Source organism: Exiguobacterium sp. E4787 (assembly GCF_018618375.1).
GTDB lineage: Bacteria > Bacillota > Bacilli > Exiguobacteriales > Exiguobacteriaceae > Exiguobacterium > Exiguobacterium chiriqhucha.
On the sequence record NZ_JACSLY010000002.1, the window covers coordinates 379,997 to 397,289 of the forward strand.

The 17,293-nt window shown below is 50.9% G+C and carries 16 protein-coding genes and 1 other annotated feature; of the genes, 2 read left to right on the forward strand and 14 right to left on the reverse strand.

All coding sequences use genetic code 11. The features are described 5' to 3' along the window. Positions 1-220: 220 nt before the first annotated feature. Positions 221-1,837 (reverse strand): peptide ABC transporter substrate-binding protein, encoded by a 1,617-nt coding sequence (locus tag KNP80_RS04470; protein ID WP_214833769.1) that lies wholly within the window; start codon positions 1,835-1,837, stop codon positions 221-223. A 272-nt stretch (positions 1,838-2,109) separates the two neighbouring features. Here KNP80_RS04470 and KNP80_RS04475 point away from each other — a divergent pair, with 272 nt between their 5' ends. Continuing rightward, positions 2,110-2,478: a DUF3899 domain-containing protein gene (locus KNP80_RS04475; RefSeq protein ID WP_021066943.1), complete on the forward strand. Its 369-nt coding sequence runs from the start codon at positions 2,110-2,112 to the stop codon at positions 2,476-2,478. A gap of 46 nt (positions 2,479-2,524) precedes the next feature. Further along, positions 2,525-2,732, forward strand: a binding site (T-box leader). A 47-nt stretch (positions 2,733-2,779) separates the two neighbouring features. After that, entirely contained in the window at positions 2,780-3,781 is a 1,002-nt protein-coding gene (trpS, locus tag KNP80_RS04480) for a tryptophan--tRNA ligase (protein ID WP_214719525.1), read from the forward strand. 119 nt (positions 3,782-3,900) lie between these two features. Here trpS and KNP80_RS04485 read toward each other — a convergent pair whose 3' ends face one another. The 13 genes from KNP80_RS04485 to alaS form a co-directional block, all read right to left on the reverse strand. Beyond that, positions 3,901-5,556 (reverse strand): peptide ABC transporter substrate-binding protein, encoded by a 1,656-nt coding sequence (locus KNP80_RS04485; protein WP_214833772.1) that lies wholly within the window; start codon positions 5,554-5,556, stop codon positions 3,901-3,903. Positions 5,557-5,759: 203 nt separating this feature from the next. Beyond that, positions 5,760-7,292, reverse strand: a complete 1,533-nt coding sequence (locus KNP80_RS04490) for a peptide ABC transporter substrate-binding protein (RefSeq protein WP_214833776.1) — start codon at positions 7,290-7,292, stop codon at positions 5,760-5,762. 66 nt (positions 7,293-7,358) lie between these two features. Continuing rightward, positions 7,359-8,591 (reverse strand): beta-ketoacyl-ACP synthase II, encoded by a 1,233-nt coding sequence (gene fabF, locus KNP80_RS04495; RefSeq protein WP_214833780.1) that lies wholly within the window; start codon positions 8,589-8,591, stop codon positions 7,359-7,361. Then, a complete protein-coding gene (locus KNP80_RS04500) occupies positions 8,588-9,547 on the reverse strand; it encodes a beta-ketoacyl-ACP synthase III (RefSeq protein ID WP_214719529.1) in 960 nt (319 codons plus the stop codon). Before KNP80_RS04500 ends, fabF begins: the two co-directional genes overlap by 4 nt. Positions 9,548-9,622: 75 nt before the next feature. Next, entirely contained in the window at positions 9,623-10,327 is a 705-nt protein-coding gene (gene mtnN, locus KNP80_RS04505) for a 5'-methylthioadenosine/S-adenosylhomocysteine nucleosidase (protein WP_021066937.1), read from the reverse strand. 55 nt (positions 10,328-10,382) lie between these two features. Continuing rightward, a complete protein-coding gene (greA, locus tag KNP80_RS04510) occupies positions 10,383-10,856 on the reverse strand; it encodes a transcription elongation factor GreA (protein ID WP_138859707.1) in 474 nt (157 codons plus the stop codon). Between the two features lie 67 nt (positions 10,857-10,923). Further along, a complete protein-coding gene (gene udk / locus KNP80_RS04515; RefSeq protein ID WP_214719530.1) occupies positions 10,924-11,559 on the reverse strand; it encodes a uridine kinase in 636 nt (211 codons plus the stop codon). 16 nt (positions 11,560-11,575) lie between these two features. Then, positions 11,576-12,217 carry an O-methyltransferase gene (locus KNP80_RS04520; protein ID WP_214719531.1) on the reverse strand — a complete coding sequence of 214 codons (642 nt, stop codon included), beginning with the start codon at positions 12,215-12,217 and terminating at the stop codon, positions 11,576-11,578. Between the two features lie 66 nt (positions 12,218-12,283). Continuing rightward, a complete protein-coding gene (gene mltG / locus KNP80_RS04525) occupies positions 12,284-13,426 on the reverse strand; it encodes an endolytic transglycosylase MltG (RefSeq protein WP_214719532.1) in 1,143 nt (380 codons plus the stop codon). Positions 13,427-13,497: 71 nt separating this feature from the next. Beyond that, the gene (locus KNP80_RS04530) at positions 13,498-13,797 is read right to left on the reverse strand and encodes a DUF1292 domain-containing protein (protein WP_021066932.1); all 300 of its coding nucleotides are present in this window, start codon (positions 13,795-13,797) and stop codon (positions 13,498-13,500) included. Between the two features lie 13 nt (positions 13,798-13,810). Continuing rightward, positions 13,811-14,233 (reverse strand): Holliday junction resolvase RuvX, encoded by a 423-nt coding sequence (gene ruvX, locus KNP80_RS04535; protein ID WP_029595796.1) that lies wholly within the window; start codon positions 14,231-14,233, stop codon positions 13,811-13,813. Position 14,234: 1 nt separating this feature from the next. Beyond that, positions 14,235-14,501, reverse strand: coding sequence for an IreB family regulatory phosphoprotein (locus tag KNP80_RS04540; RefSeq protein WP_029595797.1), 267 nt, complete (start codon positions 14,499-14,501; stop codon positions 14,235-14,237). 37 nt (positions 14,502-14,538) lie between these two features. Continuing rightward, positions 14,539-17,178 carry an alanine--tRNA ligase gene (gene alaS, locus KNP80_RS04545; RefSeq protein WP_214833783.1) on the reverse strand — a complete coding sequence of 880 codons (2,640 nt, stop codon included), beginning with the start codon at positions 17,176-17,178 and terminating at the stop codon, positions 14,539-14,541. Between the last annotated feature and the right edge of the window lie 115 nt (positions 17,179-17,293).

Consider the following 17,293-nt stretch of genomic DNA (forward strand, 5'->3'; position numbering starts at 1 on the left):
AAAATGAAAGGAATTTTCTGAAAGAATAGGTCAAACGTCATCTCAAGGCTCTTAGCACAGCGCATGAAAATCGAAGAATCCTTAGTTTGTAAAGTATTCTGAATTTTCACTGTTACTACATTATACTTTACCAACAAAACTTTTGAATAGTTTTTTCTCTGATTTCTGTTTTTTTTTTTAGAAAAGGGGGGACATGCGTGATGCATGCCCCCTTTCTTCTTTAGTTGATATCGACATATTTGTACTGATAATCAGCACCGAATAGTTGACGGTTAAAGTTTTCCACGTTCGGACGGAGCAAGTAAGCAACACCTGCTTGGTAGAGCGGCATGATGGCTTGGTCTTGTTCGATCAAGAGCGTCTCTGCTTCTTTGAACTTGTCATAACGTGCATCGATCGCTGTTTCAGCTGATGCTTCATCAATCAACTTGTCGTACGCTGCCGACTTGTAGTTGATGTCGTTCTGACCGTTGTCAGATGTAAAGATACCAAGGTTCGTGAGTGGATCTTGATAGTCAGGACCCCAAAGGGCAAATGACATCTGATACTCTCCGTTCGCTTCGAGTTCGAGCTTGTTGTTGAACGGTTGTTGTGAGATGTTCACGGTCACGTTCGGCAAATTCGACTCGAGTTGGCCTTTCATGTACTCTGAGATTTGTTTCGATACTTCGCTATCAAATGAAAGAAGTTCGATTGTGACTGCTTCGCCGCCAGTCGCCTCTTCCCAAAGTGATGCCGCTTCGTCAGCGTTCGTTTCGAAATGCTTCACGCCTTCTGCGTAATCCGTTCCGTCTTCATACTTGATAAATTCTTTCGGGACAAACGAAGTCGTCGCGATTGAGCCGTTGTTCAACAGCTGATCGATAATCCCGGTTGGGTCGACCGCACGAGCGACAGCTTTACGAGCGTTGATGTCAGCGAAGAGTTCATCTTCGTGGTTGAACTTGAAATAACCGACAGATGATCGAAGGCCTGTGCTGTAGTCATCGTTCTCTTGGAATGCGGCAACTTGTTCAGATGAGAGGCCGGCGTAGTCGACTTCTCCTGCTTCATACAAGTTGACGACTGTCGATGTATCTTTAACAACGCGAACGTCGACTTTTTCTAGGGCTACATTTTCAGCATCCCAGTACGATTCATTTTTCGTCAACACGTATCCTTGCTCGCGATCCCACTCCGACCATGTGAATGGACCGTTGTAGATGTGGTTTTCTGGAGTCGTCGAGAAGTCTTCGCCTTTTTCAGTCGCAAACGCTTCGTTAATCGGTGTGAACGTACCGAACGATGTGAGCGAGATGAATGATGGGTCTGGACGCTCGAGTGTAACTTCAAGTGTCTTCTCATCGATTGCCTTCACACCGAGATCTTCTTTAGGAAGTTTACCCGTGTTGATGGCTTCGGCATTTTTAACTGTGTTCATGATGTACGCGTATTGTGAACCTGTTTCAGGATCCACGGCGCGTTGCCAAGCGTAGACGAAGTCGTTCGCTGTGACAGGTTCTCCGTTTGACCATTCCGCGTCACGAAGTGTGAACGTGTAGACCGTTTCGTCTTCACTCACTTCTGGTTCTCCTTCAGCGATGGCTGGAACGGCATTTCCTTCCTGGTCAAGACGATAGAGACCTTCCATCGTGTTGGCGATCAAGTTGAACGCCACAGCGTCCGTCGCGAGCGCCGGGTCAGCTGTTGTAATGTCAGACGTGTCCGTCAAGCGGAGAATCTTTTCTCCGTTCGAAGACGAACCGCCGTCAGAGTCTCCGCCAGTCGAGCAAGCGGCGAGCACTGAACCGAGTGCCAAGATGAATGTCATCATGAGCAGAATCGATTTTTTCTTCATTGCGATGTCCCCTTTCTGAATCGTGAAGCATGGCGTTTCGTCGGACCGTAACATCTTACTTTTTCTTTAATTTTCTGAATATTTCATTTTGTATCCGACGAAAGAACGTTAGGGCTATTGTAAAAAATTTTTAATCAAACTGTCAACTCCCCAATAAACCGCTGTCATTTTTAACACGAACTTCTCGCCATATATGTGGCACAACAGGTATCATAGAGCCATAGGGCGGATGACTCGATGGAGCGCATCCACGCTGAAAGGAGTTTGTCACATTGAAAAATTTTAGAAGTATATTAATCGTTTGGGGAATTGTCACAATTGCCTACACCGTTTGGTCGAACTTGTCATACTACCAAGACGAGACAATCGGGTTCCATTTGAGTGGCGGCTTGTTCGTGGCCGGTATACTCGTCTTCGCGGTCGGGATGTTCTCTCATATGGGTGCCACCGGATTATTTGACGGGTTCATGTACGGGTTCAAACGCAATCGTCGGGCCAAGTTGAAAGAAATCGACCCTGACTACGAAGAAGACGAAGAAGCCTCACCAGAAGATCGAGCCAATCAAAAACGTTCGGCGTGGCGTTGGGTCTATGTCGGTGTCACGAGCGTCGTTCTTTCTTACGTAATCACCCTCGTTTGACCTTCCGATTTCACTGTCGATATGCTACACTATGCCTAGAACAATAGGAAACACAATGAAGAAGACAAGTACCTCGAATCCCCTTTCCCCCAGAGAGTCTACGTTGCTGAGAGTAGATGGAAACCGTCGAGCGAATGGACTTCGGAGTGGCTCGCCTGAACGATAGTACGGCGAGACGGTCACGCCCGTTAACGCGATCAAGTGGCATGAGTTTCATGCAAATTTGGGTGGCACCGCGGTTATTCGTCCCGATTTATCGGGCGGGGAACCGCGGTTTTTTATATTCTCTGGAGGTGCAATCATGGCAAAAATCTTTTCTGGCATTAAACCGACCGGCGTCGTCACGCTCGGCAACTACTTAGGCGCGATAAAACAGTTCGTCGAGCTGCAGGAAGAACACGAAGCGTTTTACTGTGTCGTCGATCTTCATTCGATCACGGTTCAATTGGACCGCGTCGAGTTGATGGACAACACGCGCAAACTTGCGGCACTCTATCTCGCTTGCGGTCTCAACCCTGAGAAATCGACGATTTTCGTCCAATCGGAAGTGAAGGCGCACGCCCAACTTGGATGGATGTTGACATGCATCGCCGGTATGGGTGAACTGAGCCGCATGACGCAGTATAAAGACAAATCACAGAACAGTGAGAATATCGGCGCTGGCCTATTCGTCTATCCGACCTTGATGGCAGCCGATATCCTCTTGTACGGTACGGAACTCGTCCCGGTCGGCGACGACCAAAAACAACACGTCGAATTGACGCGTGATTTGGCCGAACGCTTCAACAAACGATACTATGAGACGTTCACGATTCCTGAACCACTCATTCAAAAAGAAGGCGCCCGCATCATGAGTTTGACGAACCCAGTCAAAAAGATGTCGAAGTCAGACGCGAACGCGAAGGGCTTCATCTCGATGCTCGATGAGCCGAACGTTATCCGTAAGAAAATCAAGAGCGCCGTCACAGACTCGAGCGGTGTCATCAGTTTCGACCGTGAGAACAAACCAGGCATCTCGAACTTGCTTGAGATTTACTCACTCTCGACCGATACCCCAATCACTGAACTTGTCGAACGCTACAAAGATTCGAACTATGGAACGTTCAAGCACGACGTCGCCGAAGCTGTCGTCGCTATGCTCGAACCGATCCAGAATCGCTATCACGAACTCGTCGACTCAACTGAACTCGATGCTATCCTCGATGCGGGACGTGAGAAAGCAGAAGCCGTCGCCAACAAAAATCTCGCCAAAATCGAGAAAGCGATGGGACTCAACCGGAAACGGGCCAAAGTGAAAAAATAAAACATAGCCGCCCTTTGCGTTCAAAGGGCGGCTTGTTCGTGCAATGTGATTTTTCAAACTGAAGATACAAAAAAGAGACAGGCGTCCCCGTCTCTTTTTTGTATGCGTGTTGTTTCTTATTACTCTTTGCCTTCGATAGATGCCCACTTGTACGAGTAGTCAGCGCCGAACGCGTGTTCAACGATTCCTTTAACATATGGCTTCGTGAGGCGAGCCGATCCACGTTGGTAAACTGGCGAGATTGCGTTCTCTTCAAGAACGATTTTCTCTGCAGCTTGAAGGTCAGCCCAACGCTGTGCAGCATCTGTGCTTGATTTCGCAGATTCGATGAGCTTGTCGAATTCTTCGTTCGACCACTTACCACGGTTGTATGGTCCGTCAGTGACGAAGAGGTCAACGAATGTCATTGGATCCTGGTAGTCAGGGCCCCAGCCAGCGAATGTCAACTCGAACTCACCTTTGTTTTCAAGGTCAAGTTTGTTGTTGAACGGTTGTTGCTTGATTGTAAGTGTGATCCCTGGAAGGTTCTTCTCAAGTTCACCTTTGATGAACTCACCAATTTGTTTCGCAGATTCTGAGTCATAGTTGAGGAGCTCGATTTCGACAGAGTCTTGACCGAGTTCTTCAAGTCCTTTTTCCCAAAGCTCTTTCGCTTTGTCCACGTCGTAGCCGCCGATGTCGCCGTTCGCTTCACGGAAGTCTTTACCGTCTGGTCCAGTGACGAAGTCTTTAGGTACGAGGTAGTTGGCAGGAACTGAACCGTTCGCAAGGAGCGTTTCAGAGATCGCTGCTTTATCGTATGCCGCATCAATCGCGTTACGGATGTTTTGGTTGTCGAGCGCTTCAACCTCAGTGTTGAACTGAAGGTAGAAGAGTGTTGGCTCAACGACAGTTGAGAAGTCTTCGTTGTCTTGGTATTGAGCAACGAGTTCAGAAGTCAAACCAGTACGGTCAACGTCTCCGTTTTCGTACAAGTTAACGCCTGTTGAAACTTCTTTAACGACTTTAACGTTGATTTCTTCAAGTTTGACGGCTTCAGCATCCCAATAGTCGTCGTTCTTGACCATTTTCCAGCCTTGCTCGCGCTCCCAGCTTTCGAGTTTGAACGGTCCGTTGTAGAGAGTTGTCTCTGCAGACGTACCGAAGTTCTCGCCTTGCTCTTTGTCGAACGACTCAAGTTTAGGCATGAATACGCCGAAGCTTGTGAGACCGAGGAAGTACTCAGCAGGTGCAGTCAATTTAACTTCAAGTGTCTGCTCATCAGTCGCAGTGACACCGACAGCGTCACGCTCGCCTTCGCCTGTGTTATAGGCTTCAGCGCCTTCGATGATTGACATAACGTAAGCATATTGTGATGCGTTGTCTGGGTTAAGGACTTCTTTCCAAGCGTATTCGAAGTCGTTCGCAGTTACAGGCTCGCCGTTAGACCAAGTTGCGCCTTCACGGATTTTGAACGTGTACGTTTTACCGTCTTCAGAAACTTTGTGTGACTCCGCGATCCCTGGTGTCGGGTTATCGTCTTCGTCCATACGATAAAGACCTTCGTTAACGTTGTTCAAGACGTTGAATGAAACTGCGTCTGTTGCAAGCGTTGGGTTAAGTGAAGGGATGTCTGAGCTATCGAGCAAGTTGAGGACTTGCGCTTCATCAGTATTTTCTGATGCGTTGTTATCAGTTGTTGCTCCCTCTTCTTCCCCTGTCGAACATGCCGCTAGGAATGCGCTAGATAGAAGTGTTACCGACGTTGCTAAAGCAAAACCTTTTTTCTTATTCATTGCGATGACCCCCTGATTTTTTTCGTTTTAACGAAATGAACGATGGTAGAAAATTCTGATAGTTCACTTTACAAAATTTGTTACCACAATCCCGTTGAAGCAATAATACAATATTCTGATAATTTTGCAAAGTGTTTATTTTGATTTTTCTAAAAAATTTTTACTATAGGCTAAAAGCCCGCTTAGGTAGACGGGCTTTTAGCTCATTTTTCATAAACTTTAGAAAATGTTAGGACGTACGAAGGACCGATGACCGGAAAGCCGATTTCCGCATATTTGGAATCGACCGCGTAAGATCTTCCAGCTTGGTAGATTGGGATAACGACAGCTTGTTCCAACAATCGTTTTTCGGCTTGTCGATACACCTCGTTCCTGTCTGTAATCGCCTCGGTCGTACGTGCCTGTTCCATCAACCGATCGAACGGTTTATCGGCAAATCCGCTCGAATTCAAATAGTTACCTGACTCGAATTGAGTCAAATAGGCGCTGAATGCCGGATAGTCCGGTTGCCAACCGGAAAGGGACAACGCGTACTCGCCTGCGACTTCTTGCCTAACTTTGTCCCCAAGTGGGAGTTCGACGACGTTCACTTGAAGACCCGGAAGTTTTTCAAGTTCCGTTTCAATCGTCTGGGCGATTTGTCGCGCTTCGTCATCGACAAAACTGAGCAACTCGATTTCAATCTCGTCTTCCTCGAGCCGCTCGAGCACTTCCTCGAACAGTGCGGTTGCTTCTCCATCGAGCGAAATGTCGAGTTCCGCTTCATCGGTGACGAGCAATCGTTCGGTCGTGACTTCGGCCCGAGCGAGTGAATCTTCCACGGCTTCCCGATTCAAGGCGAGGGCAAGCGCTCGCCGGAAATCAGCATCATCGAACGGATATTCGTCGACGTTCGGCTTCAAATAGAAGACGCCGCTCCGTGGGACGTCGACGAGCTTGCCTTCGAGCAAGTCGATGGTCGCCTCATCCGTGCCGTATGGAATCGGATGGATGCCATCCGGTTCTGAATCCAGCCCTTCATCCGCCAACATCATAATCTTTTCGAGCGTGACGCGATCGGCATCGTAATACGCCTCGTTTTTCGTCAACGTGACTTGGGCCGCATCCAATGATTCGATTTGAAACGGACCGTTCGCATCAAGCTCTTGCCATTCCCCGATCATCGTCTGTGGTAAAAAGGCCGGCATCGCCAAAATCTGTTCGAACCCTTCCATCGGTCGTTCGAGTGTCAACTCGAGTGTCCGCGCATCGACCGCCTTCACGCCGAGCGTCTCTGGTTCTTTCGTCCCGAGACTAATCGCTTTCCCGTTCAGAACGTCTTCCAAAAGGAAACTGAACGGAGAGTTCGTGTCGTCATCAGCGAGCATCCGGAAATGATCGACGAACGTCTCGGCCGTGACCGTATTCCCGTTCACGGTACGACTTTCTTTCAACTTGAACGTGTATGTCGCGCCGTCTTCCGATCGGGTCATCGTCTCGACGAGTCCCGGTTCGATTTCCCCGTCCGCACCGAAGCGATACAATCCTTCATAAATATGCGATAACACGGTCTGTGAACTCGGGTCGATGGCGAGCAGCGTATTCGGTTGCTCCGGTAACATCTCCCCATGAATCGTCACGATTTGTTCTTCAGGTGGTACTAATTCTCGTGCCTGCTCTCGTTGTCCGTACCATATAACGAAAAAAAGGATAAGGACTGAACTCAACAAGGCGGCACCGATGAAAAATCGTTTCATCTGGCATTCTCCTCTCTGTTAGCTCAACCCTTATACCCTACCCGTTTTTGCCACTTTTTTCTACTATTAGTCGTTTACTTTTGCTAACGCGAGCGTCGCGTTATGGCCTCCGAAGCCAAGTGAGTTGCTGAGTGCGTACTGGATATCAAGTTCCCGATTTCCTTCACGGACATAATCTAAATCACAATCGTCTGCCGGTGTCTTGCAGTTGATCGTCGGGTGAATCCGTCCCTCATGAATCGATAGCGCTGTAATGACGGCCTCGACTCCGCCGGCGGCACCGAGCAAGTGCCCGATCATCGATTTTGATGAGTTAACGGCCAAGTTATGAGCATGGTCACCGAAGACGTTGTGGATGGCTTTCGTCTCCAACATATCGTTGAGCGGTGTGCTCGTCCCGTGAGCGTTGATGTATTGCACGTCTTCCGGACGAATCCCCGCGTCCCGAAGCGCCTCGTTCATCGCTTTCGATCCGCCTTCCGCTTCCGGTGACGGTGCCGTGATATGGTAGGCGTCCGAACTCATGCCGTAACCGACGACTTCCGCATACATTTTGGCACCGCGCGCTTTCGCATGCTCGTATTCCTCGAGAACGAGCACGCCAGCGCCTTCACCCATGATGAATCCGTCACGGTTCGCATCGAACGGGCGACATGCCGTGTTCGGGTCCGGGTTCGTCGATAGCGCTTTGTTGGCACAAAATCCTGAGAACGAAAGCGGTGTGATTGGCGCCTCGGCTCCACCTGCGAACATCGCAAGCGCATCGCCACGTTGAATGACTTTGAACGCTTCCCCGATTGAGTTCGTTCCAGAGGCACAAGCCGTGACCGAACAGTTGCTTGGTCCTTTCGCCCCGAGGTAAATCGAGACTTGACCGCTCGCCATGTTCGGAATCATCATCGGGATGAAGAACGGGCTGATGCGGCGTGGTCCACGCTCATGCAAGATGCTCGCTTGTTTGTCAATCGTCTCGACACCACCAATTCCGCTTCCAATCCAAATCCCGACTTCATCCGCGATCGCCTTCACATCTAGACCGCTATCCCGATGCGCAGCGTCAGCGGCTAAAATCGAGTATTGGATGAACGAATCCATCTTGCGCGCTTCTTTCGGCTCGACCAAGTGGTCGATGTTCCATTCTTTGACTTCAGCTCCGACTTTCGCCGGATATTGGCTAATATCAATCTTCGTTAACGTATCGACTGCATTTTCCCCGTTCAACAGTCGTTCCCACATTGCCGTAACGTCGTTCCCGAGTGGGGATACGACTCCTAATCCTGTGATGACTACTCGTTTCATGCGTTAATCTCCTCCGTGATGTTAGCGTTATTCCATGTTAGACAACTCGCTCCCCAAGTGAGCCCGGCGCCGAATCCGGCGACGACGACCGTCTGACCGTTTGAAATCTTACCGTGTTTGACCGCTTCGGCCAAAGCGAGCGGAATCGAAGCGGCTGACGTGTTCGCATGGTCTTGAATCGTGACGACGACTTTTTCTTCTTGAAGCCCTAACCGTTCAATCGCAGCGTCGATGATGCGACGATTGGCTTGGTGTGGCACGAGCACGTCCAGGTCCTCAATTGACTTCCCAGCTCCTTCTAGTGCCTCTAGTACGATATCCGGCATTTTACGAACGGCGAATTTGAATACTTCACGTCCGTTCATGACGATTTTACCTTCTTCATTCTCATATAAGAACTTTCCGCCTGTACCGTCACTGCCGAGCACGATGGAATCGATGGCGGCCACTTCGTCTTCACCGAGGACGACGGCACCGGCCCCGTCACCGAACAAGACGGCGGTCGAGCGATCGTCCCAGTCGATGAGGTTGCCCATCTTCTCGGCTCCGATGACGAGCGTCCGTTTCAACCCTTTCGCCTGCATCATGCTCTTCGCCGTATCCATCGCGAAGATGAAGCCGCTACAGGCGGCACTGACGTCGAAAGCGACCGCTTGCTTGGCTCCAAGGTTGGCCTGGACGAGACAAGCAGTCGCCGGGAACGATGGCGCCGTCGCCGTCGCGCAAATAATCGCATCGATGTCTTCAATCGAGACACCTGCGCTTTGGAGCGCCCGCTCTGCAGCGTGTGTGGCCATATCGGCGACACTCAAGTCGGCGTCGGCCAAATGTCGTGCCTCGATCCCGGTGCGGGTCCGAATCCATTCGTCGCTCGTATCCATTCGTTTTTCCAAATCGATGTTCGTGATCCGGTTATCCGGAAGGAACGAACCGATCCCAATGATTCCAATGTTCATATTGATGACCCCTATTCTTAGTATCTGGTACTAATATAAGGGAATAAAAAAGGGATGTCAACGCATCCCTCTCGATTATTCACTTTGACCGAGTCGTTTCGTGACGGCCATGACCATTTTCGCCGAGTTGATCGATGCCGTCTCCAAAAATTCGTCGAACGACAAGTTCGCTTCCTCGTCGGCGCTGTCCGAGATTGAACGGGTCACGACGAACGGAATTCCGAACTGATAGCACGTCTGTGCGATCGGTGCGGCTTCCATCTCGACGGCAGCGACGCCTTCGAAATGGCCAAGGATGTCGGCGACACGCTTCGAGTCGTTGATGAACGAGTCACCTGTCACGATTAGGCCCGTATGGACGTTCACATCATGGAGGCTCTCAATCACTTCTTTACAGACATCCATTAAATGAGCGTCAGCCGTGTATGCTGCCGGCATGCCTGGCACTTGACCGTATTCGTATCCGAACGCTGTCACGTCGACATCATGGTGTCGGACTTCGGTCGAGACGACGACATCGCCGACTTTCATCCCTTTTTTAAAGCCGCCAGCTGAACCCGTATTAATGACGACATCCGGTTTGAACTTGTCGATTAATAGTGTCGTGCCGATGGCCGCGTTCACTTTCCCGATTCCCGACTTCAAAATGACGACTTCGACGTTGCCGAGGTACCCTTCATAGAAGTGATAGTTGGCGATTTCCGTGTCCGTCCGTTCTGTCAATTCGTTGCGGAGCAAGTTCACTTCTTCTTCCATTGCTCCAATGATTCCAATTTTCATGATAAGTGCCTCCTCAGAAAGAGAGCGACATCCATGTGGAAGTCGCTCATTTGTGTTACTTGATTTCTTTGATTTCGACGACCATGTCGCCGCCTGGCGTTTGGACGTTAACGACGTCTCCGACCGTACGGCCGAGGAGCGCTTTTGCAATTGGTGATTCATTCGAGATTTTCCCTGTGAACGGGTCAGCCTCGGCGCCCCCGACAATCGTGTACGTCTCGTTCTCGTTATCTTCTTGAATGAAGAACGTCACGGTCTTTCCGATTGCGACCATCGAGTTATCAGCCACATCGTCTTGGATGATGACTGCGTTACGAAGCATCTCTTCGAGTTGGGCGATCCGTCCTTCGACCATTGCCTGCTCTTCTTTCGCTGCATCGTATTCAGCGTTCTCAGACAAGTCTCCGAAATCGCGGGCAATCTTAATATTCTCAACGACTTCTTTACGGCGTACCGTCTTCAGTTCGTTCAATTCATTTTCGATTTTCGCTTTTCCGTCTAACGTCATGTAATGTTGTTTTTCAGCCATTTCTGTCACTCCTTCATTGTCTCCTAGTATATTACAGCTAGGTTAAATTGAAAACGATTTATTTCCCTTACGCGCGGTTACGTTCTGTCAGCACCCAGCGAATCTTCGTCACGAGCAAATCGATGGCAACGAAGTTCTCGCCGCCTTCGGGCACGATAATATCCGCATAGCGTTTCGTCGGCTCACAAAATTGAAGATGCATCGGCCGGACGACGTTCGTATACTGCGCGACGACCGAGTCGATCGACCGACCCCGCTCATTCAAGTCCCGTTGCATCCGACGTAAAATCCGCACGTCCGCGTCCGTGTCGACGAACACTTTAATGTCCATCAAATCACGGAGACGGTCGTCCTCGAGTGCTAGAATGCCTTCGACGATGACGACATCGACCGGTTCGATCAAAATCGTCTGATCCGAACGTGTGTGTGCGGCATAATCGTATACCGGCTTCTCAACCGCCTTATGTTCTTGTAACTGTTTGATGTGTTCAATCAATAAATCGTTATCGAATGCGAACGGATGGTCATAGTTCGTCTTATACCGTTCTTCCATTGTCATCTCTGACTGGTCTTTATAATACGCGTCTTGCTCGATCATGACGACCGATTGTCCTTTGAACGCATCCACGAGCGCGCGGGCCACGGTCGTCTTGCCTGATCCGGTGCCCCCGGCCACGCCGATAATGACGGGTTTATGTTGCATCAAAGTTAAATCCTCCTCATCGTAATTTACGACTGATTGCTAGGCCATCACCAAGGGGCAAAATTGCAGTATGATAATCGGTCCGTGCCATCAATTGCTCAGTAAACTCTTTTACGAGACGGACGAGCCGGCGGCGGCGGCGGTCAAGCACTGACACGTCTTCGAGCAGGACGTCCCCTCGTAAAAATAAATTATCGCTGTAAATCGTACCACCAATTGGTACTAAAGCGCCATACCCATCAAAGAATTTTTGATACTGGCCTTTGGCCGCATCGATAAAGACCGCATCGAATTCTCCTTCAATCGTCCCAATCAATTCGACCGCATCTCCATGGATGACGGTGATTCGGTCCGACACGTCCGAGCGTCCGATAAAGCCGAGCGCCTCTTCGTGACGTCGCGCATTCCGCTCGATTGTGACGATTTCAGCGTCCGGTAACAGCTCGGCCATCCGAATCGCGCTATAGCCGATGGCTGTCCCGACCTCGAGGATGCGGGCCGGGCGCTGCAACGCCAGAAGCGACAGCAACACTTCTGAACCGGTCAAGTCCATGATTGGCACGTGGTGTTCTTTCGCGAACGCCTCCATCTCCGCCAAGAGCGGGGACCGCGGCGTGACCAAGTTTTCCACGTAACCTTCATAGGATGAATGTTCCACGTCGTACACCTCAACCTCTCTATTCATTCAAACGACCGGAAGCCTAGGCTTCCGGTCGCATATCCGTCAATTGTTGTTTGCTTCTTCGAACGCTTCCCACTCCGGACGGTACTTGTTCACGTTTTGTTGGTGCGCCTCATATTCCACTTCGAACAAGACTTCCCCGTTCGGGAATCCTTCACGTGGTGGTCGGGCGTAGAAATAAACGTTATCCGTATCGTTCGGGTTGAGTGTGGCGACGAACGCGTCACGACTGACCGAAGCAATCGGCCCGATCGGGATGCCCTCGTAGCGGTACGTGTTATAGAGCGAGTCGTTTTCAAGGTCGTTGAACGATGTGAAAATTGACGTCTCCCCGGTGCCGTACCAGACGGTCGGGTCAGACTGCAACTTCATGCCATCGGCCAAACGGTTTTCGAACACGCCGGCAATCTCTTGCCGGTCCTCTGTCGACACGGCCTCTTTCTCAACGACCGAGGCAAGCGCAAGCGTCTCATGGAACGTACGTCCCGACGCTTTAACCTCATCCCCATACTCGAGATAGAGCTGTTCGGTCGGCTTCAACATCTCATCAATGATCTGTGTGAGTGTGACACCTTTGTCGAACTCATACGTGGCCGGGAACAAGTAACCTTCGAGCGGATGGTAAATCCCATCAGCGAGTACTTCGTCGGTCAACATCTCATGCTCATTGACGAGCGAGCGGATATACTCTTCGTCGCTCAGTTTGGCCGAAATCTCTTCTTTCGGGATTTCTGCAACTTTAGCGAGACGTGAGATGACCTGATCGATTGTAAAGCCTTCCGGAATCACCAATTTGATATCCGGGACAACGATGACTTTCCCAGTTTTCAGCGTGGCGATCAACTCGTCAAGCGACTGTGACGGAGACAATGTATACGTCCCCGCTTGGAACGATGATTCATTTTTAAATCGTGTATAAAAACGGAAAATCGTGCTATTCCTCACGAGCCCATTCTCTTCGAGTAGTTCGCCAATGTACCCTGAACCTGCACCGAGTGGAACCTCGACCTCGACCGATTCGGTCGAAGACGGGTCGACGGGTTCGAGCGATCGTTTCACGAACGCATACGACACCGCGGCACCTGTGGCGATAACTAGAAGAAAGACAGCAAGGATGATGACCGTAATTCGCCGAACGATCCGGTTACGTGCACGCTTCTCATCAAACATCGATGGATGGTTCATGCGCATTTCTCCCCTGTTCTTCTGTTATGAAGATGGGCGACGAGGGTTTCCCCTAGTCGCCCGCCCACTTATTAGTCTAATCCAACTTCGTCATTGACGATATCGAACGCTTCCATGACTTCCTCGAAGTCAGCGTCGTCTTCGACGATCTTCAAGACGAACTCTTCATCTTCAAGTTCTTCGATTTCGAACGCGTATACTTCGATTGTATCTTCGTCTTCCGTCTCCGGGTTACCGACCGGCTCAAGAACGACAAACGTCTTGTTCGTGCGGTCACTCGTCATCCGGAAAATTTCTGCGAATAAATGCTCGTCTCCATTTTCATCTGGAATTCGGTACATTTCTTCTTCGTTACGGCTAAGTTCTGCCATACGTAATTCCTCCTTATTTGCCTGCGCGATCCAGGTAGTTTTGTAAAATCATGACGGCTGCCATCTTATCGATGACGGCCTTTCTCTTTTTTCGGCTGACGTCTGCTGAAATCAGCATCCGCTCCGCTTGCATCGTCGTCAAACGCTCGTCGACGAGAACCGTCGGCAAACCGGTCGCCTCGGTGAGGGCCGCGGCAAACGCCTGTGATGCCTCGCCCCGAGGTCCGATCGTCGCGTTCATGTTCTTCGGAAGACCGACAACGACTTCTTTCACATCGTACTGCTCAATAATCGGTTGAAGCAGACGGACAGCTTCGTCAAAGTCCGGCTCAGTCCAGTAGACCGTCTCCACACCTTGCGCCGTCCATCCCATGAGGTCGCTCACAGCGACCCCAATCGTCTTCGAACCGACATCGAGCCCCATGACTCGCTTCATATTAATCCTCTCTACGATCGTTCAAATACGATTTGACCAGCTCTTCGAGCAGCTCATCTCGTTCGATTTTGCGAATTAAGTTTCGCGCATCGTTATGACGCGGGATGTAGGCAGGGTCACCTGACAACAAGTATCCGACGATTTGATTGATCGGTTGGTAGCCTTTCTCCTCGAGTGCTTGATACACCGTGATCAGCGTTTCCCGAGTGTTGGCTCGATTATCATCTTCTGGAAAATTGAATTGCATCGTGCGATCCATTTGGCTCACAAGAATCCACCTCTTTCCGTTTGCACTTCACATTCTATTATGCCAGTGATTGAACGTAATGTGAAGCAAACTTCAATGCTTCGTCCAGTTTTGTCGCGTCACGGCCTCCGGCTTGCGCCATGTCAGGACGGCCACCACCGCCTCCGCCACAACGTGTCGCCACTTCTTTAATCAATTTCCCTGCATGGAAGCCACGGTCGTTCAAGTCTTTCGTCACCCCTGCGACGAGGTTGACCTTGTCGCCGTTCGCTGAACCGAGCAAGATGACGGCTGAACCGAGCTTGCCTTTCAATTCGTCGACCATGCCACGGAGCGCGTCCATGTCTTGTCCGTCTACACGTTTGGCAATCAATTGGACATCGCCGAACGTTTCGATGGAGTCAGTGAGTGACGACGCTTCGATGTTCGCAAGCTTCGCTTTGAGCGATTCGCTCGCGCGTTCAAGTTCTTTCATTTCAACTTGAAGCGCTTGGACACGTGTCGGCACTTCGAGCGGTTTCGTCTTGAGCAATTTCGCTGCCGTCTCGAGCGTCTCGATATGCTGGTTCATCACTTCGTAAGCCCCAGCGCCTGTGACCGCCTCGATGCGACGTGTGCCGGCCCCGATTCCTGACTCCGACAAGATTTTAAAGAGTCCGATTTCAGCCGTGTTACCGACGTGGCAACCACCGCAAAGCTCGACCGAGTCACCGGCCGCAACGACGCGGACGACGTCCCCATACTTCTCACCGAAGAGCGCCATCGCACCTTTCGCTTTCGCGTCGGCGATATTCATCTCTTCGATATCGACAGCAATCGACGCCCAGATGCGTTCGTTCACTTGACGCTCGATCGACTGGAGCTCTTCAGCCGTCACTTGACCGAAGTGCGAGAAATCGAAGCGAAGACGATCTGGTGTCACGAGTGAACCAGCTTGGTTGACGTGCTCACCGAGCGTGTCTTTCAACGCACGATGCAACAAGTGCGTCGCTGTGTGGTTTTTAATGATCGCTTGACGTGAGTCGAAGTCGACCGTTGCTGTCACCGCGACCTCTGCCTTAGCGAGACCTGAAGTGACTGTGACCGTGTGCAAGTTTTGGCCGTTCGGTGCTTTCGAGACGTCTTTTACGTGAAGGACGAAGTCCGACCCGACGATTTGGCCTTTGTCACCGATTTGTCCGCCGCTCTCTGCATAGAATGGCGTCTGGTCGAGGATGACTTGCGCTTCTTCGCCTGCTGCGACGACGTCGACGAGCTCACCATCGTGAATCAAGCTGATAATTTTTGCTTCCGTGCTGAGGTTCGTGTAACCGACGAATGATGACGCGAGCGTGATGTCTGCGAGTACGCCTGACTGGATTTGCATCGACTCGACGTCGGCGCGGGCTGTCCGGGCACGTTCGCGCTGGGCGTTCATCGCTTGTTTGAAGCCGTCCTCGTCGACTGAGAGGTTATGGTCTTCAGCATACTCAATCGTCAACTCGAGCGGGAAACCGTACGTATCGTAAAGACGGAACGCATCTTCTCCGCTGATGACGTTCGAACCGGCTGCTTTCTGTGCTTTCGCGACTTCGTTCAAAATGGCAAGACCGTCATGAAGCGTCTCGTGGAAACGTTCTTCTTCGTTCTTGACGACTTTCTTGATGAAGTCTTTCTTCTCACGGACTTGCGGATAGAAGTCGACCATGATGTCACCGACGACATCGACGAGCTCATACATGAACGGACGCTCGATCCCTAGCATCTTCGCATAGCGGACGGCACGACGAAGCAAACGACGAAGGACGTAGCCACGGCCTTCATTCGATGGGAGGGCCCCATCCCCAATCGCGAACGACACGGTCCGGATATGGTCGGCGATGACTTTGAACGCCACATCTTTGCTGCTGTCGGCGCGATACGTCTCGCCGCTGATTTTCTCCGTCTCGCGTATGATTGGCATGAACAGGTCTGTATCGAAGTTCGTCGGCACGTCTTGCATGACGCTCGCCATCCGCTCGAGACCCATCCCCGTATCAATGTTCTTCCGTGGGAGCTCGGTATAGTTCCCGTGCCCATCATGGTTGAACTGACTGAAGACGATGTTCCAAATCTCCAAGTAGCGTTCGTTCTCGCCACCCGGATACAGTTCTGGGTCGGTCGGGTCGTCACCGAACGCCGGTCCGCGGTCAAAGAAGATTTCTGTGTTCGGGCCAGACGGGCCTTCCCCGATTTCCCAGAAGTTCTCTTCGAGCGGGATGATGCGGTCAGCCGGAACGCCTAATCCGAGCCAGATTTGTTTCGCTTCTTCATCTTCTGGATGAATCGTCACCGACAGACGGTCCGGATCGAGTCCGTACCACTCATCGCTCGTGAGGAGTTCCCAGCCCCATTTAATCGCATCTTCGCGGAAGTAGTCGCCGACCGAGAAGTTTCCGAGCATCTCGAAGAACGTATGGTGACGAGCCGTCTTCCCGACGTTCTCGATGTCGTTCGTCCGAATCGACTTCTGCGCGTTGACGATGCGCGGGTTGGCTGGAATGACGCGGCCATCAAAGTATTTTTTAAGTGTCGCGACACCTGAGTTGATCCAAAGAAGCGTCGGGTCTTCGACCGGTACGAGTGAGGCACTCGGCTCGACACTATGTCCTTTTGATTTGAAGAAATCTAAATACATTTGGCGAATCTGTGCGCCAGTTAATGGTTTGAGCGGTTTCATCAACAATTCCTCCTTCAGTTTAAACGAAACGAAAAAAAGCGATGCTCATCCCTGTGGAAAGGGACGAAAGCATCGCTTCGTGGTACCACCCTCGTTCGCACGGCAAAGCCGTACC

What these genes read in the sequence shown, in the direction of transcription:
- KNP80_RS04470 (WP_214833769.1), bottom strand. Translation starts at nt 1,837, where the DNA reads ATGAAGAAAAAATCGATTCTGCTCATGATGACATTCATCTTGGCACTC.
- trpS (WP_214719525.1), top strand. Translation starts at nt 2,780, where the DNA reads ATGGCAAAAATCTTTTCTGGCATTAAACCGACCGGCGTCGTCACGCTC.
- KNP80_RS04485 (WP_214833772.1), bottom strand. Translation starts at nt 5,556, where the DNA reads ATGAATAAGAAAAAAGGTTTTGCTTTAGCAACGTCGGTAACACTTCTA.
- KNP80_RS04490 (WP_214833776.1), bottom strand. Translation starts at nt 7,292, where the DNA reads ATGAAACGATTTTTCATCGGTGCCGCCTTGTTGAGTTCAGTCCTTATC.
- fabF (WP_214833780.1), bottom strand. Translation starts at nt 8,591, where the DNA reads ATGAAACGAGTAGTCATCACAGGATTAGGAGTCGTATCCCCACTCGGG.
- KNP80_RS04500 (WP_214719529.1), bottom strand. Translation starts at nt 9,547, where the DNA reads ATGAACATTGGAATCATTGGGATCGGTTCGTTCCTTCCGGATAACCGG.
- mtnN (WP_021066937.1), bottom strand. Translation starts at nt 10,327, where the DNA reads ATGAAAATTGGAATCATTGGAGCAATGGAAGAAGAAGTGAACTTGCTC.
- greA (WP_138859707.1), bottom strand. Translation starts at nt 10,856, where the DNA reads ATGGCTGAAAAACAACATTACATGACGTTAGACGGAAAAGCGAAAATC.
- udk (WP_214719530.1), bottom strand. Translation starts at nt 11,559, where the DNA reads ATGCAACATAAACCCGTCATTATCGGCGTGGCCGGGGGCACCGGATCA.
- mltG (WP_214719532.1), bottom strand. Translation starts at nt 13,426, where the DNA reads ATGAACCATCCATCGATGTTTGATGAGAAGCGTGCACGTAACCGGATC.
- KNP80_RS04530 (WP_021066932.1), bottom strand. Translation starts at nt 13,797, where the DNA reads ATGGCAGAACTTAGCCGTAACGAAGAAGAAATGTACCGAATTCCAGAT.
- ruvX (WP_029595796.1), bottom strand. Translation starts at nt 14,233, where the DNA reads ATGAAGCGAGTCATGGGGCTCGATGTCGGTTCGAAGACGATTGGGGTC.
- alaS (WP_214833783.1), bottom strand. Translation starts at nt 17,178, where the DNA reads ATGAAACCGCTCAAACCATTAACTGGCGCACAGATTCGCCAAATGTAT.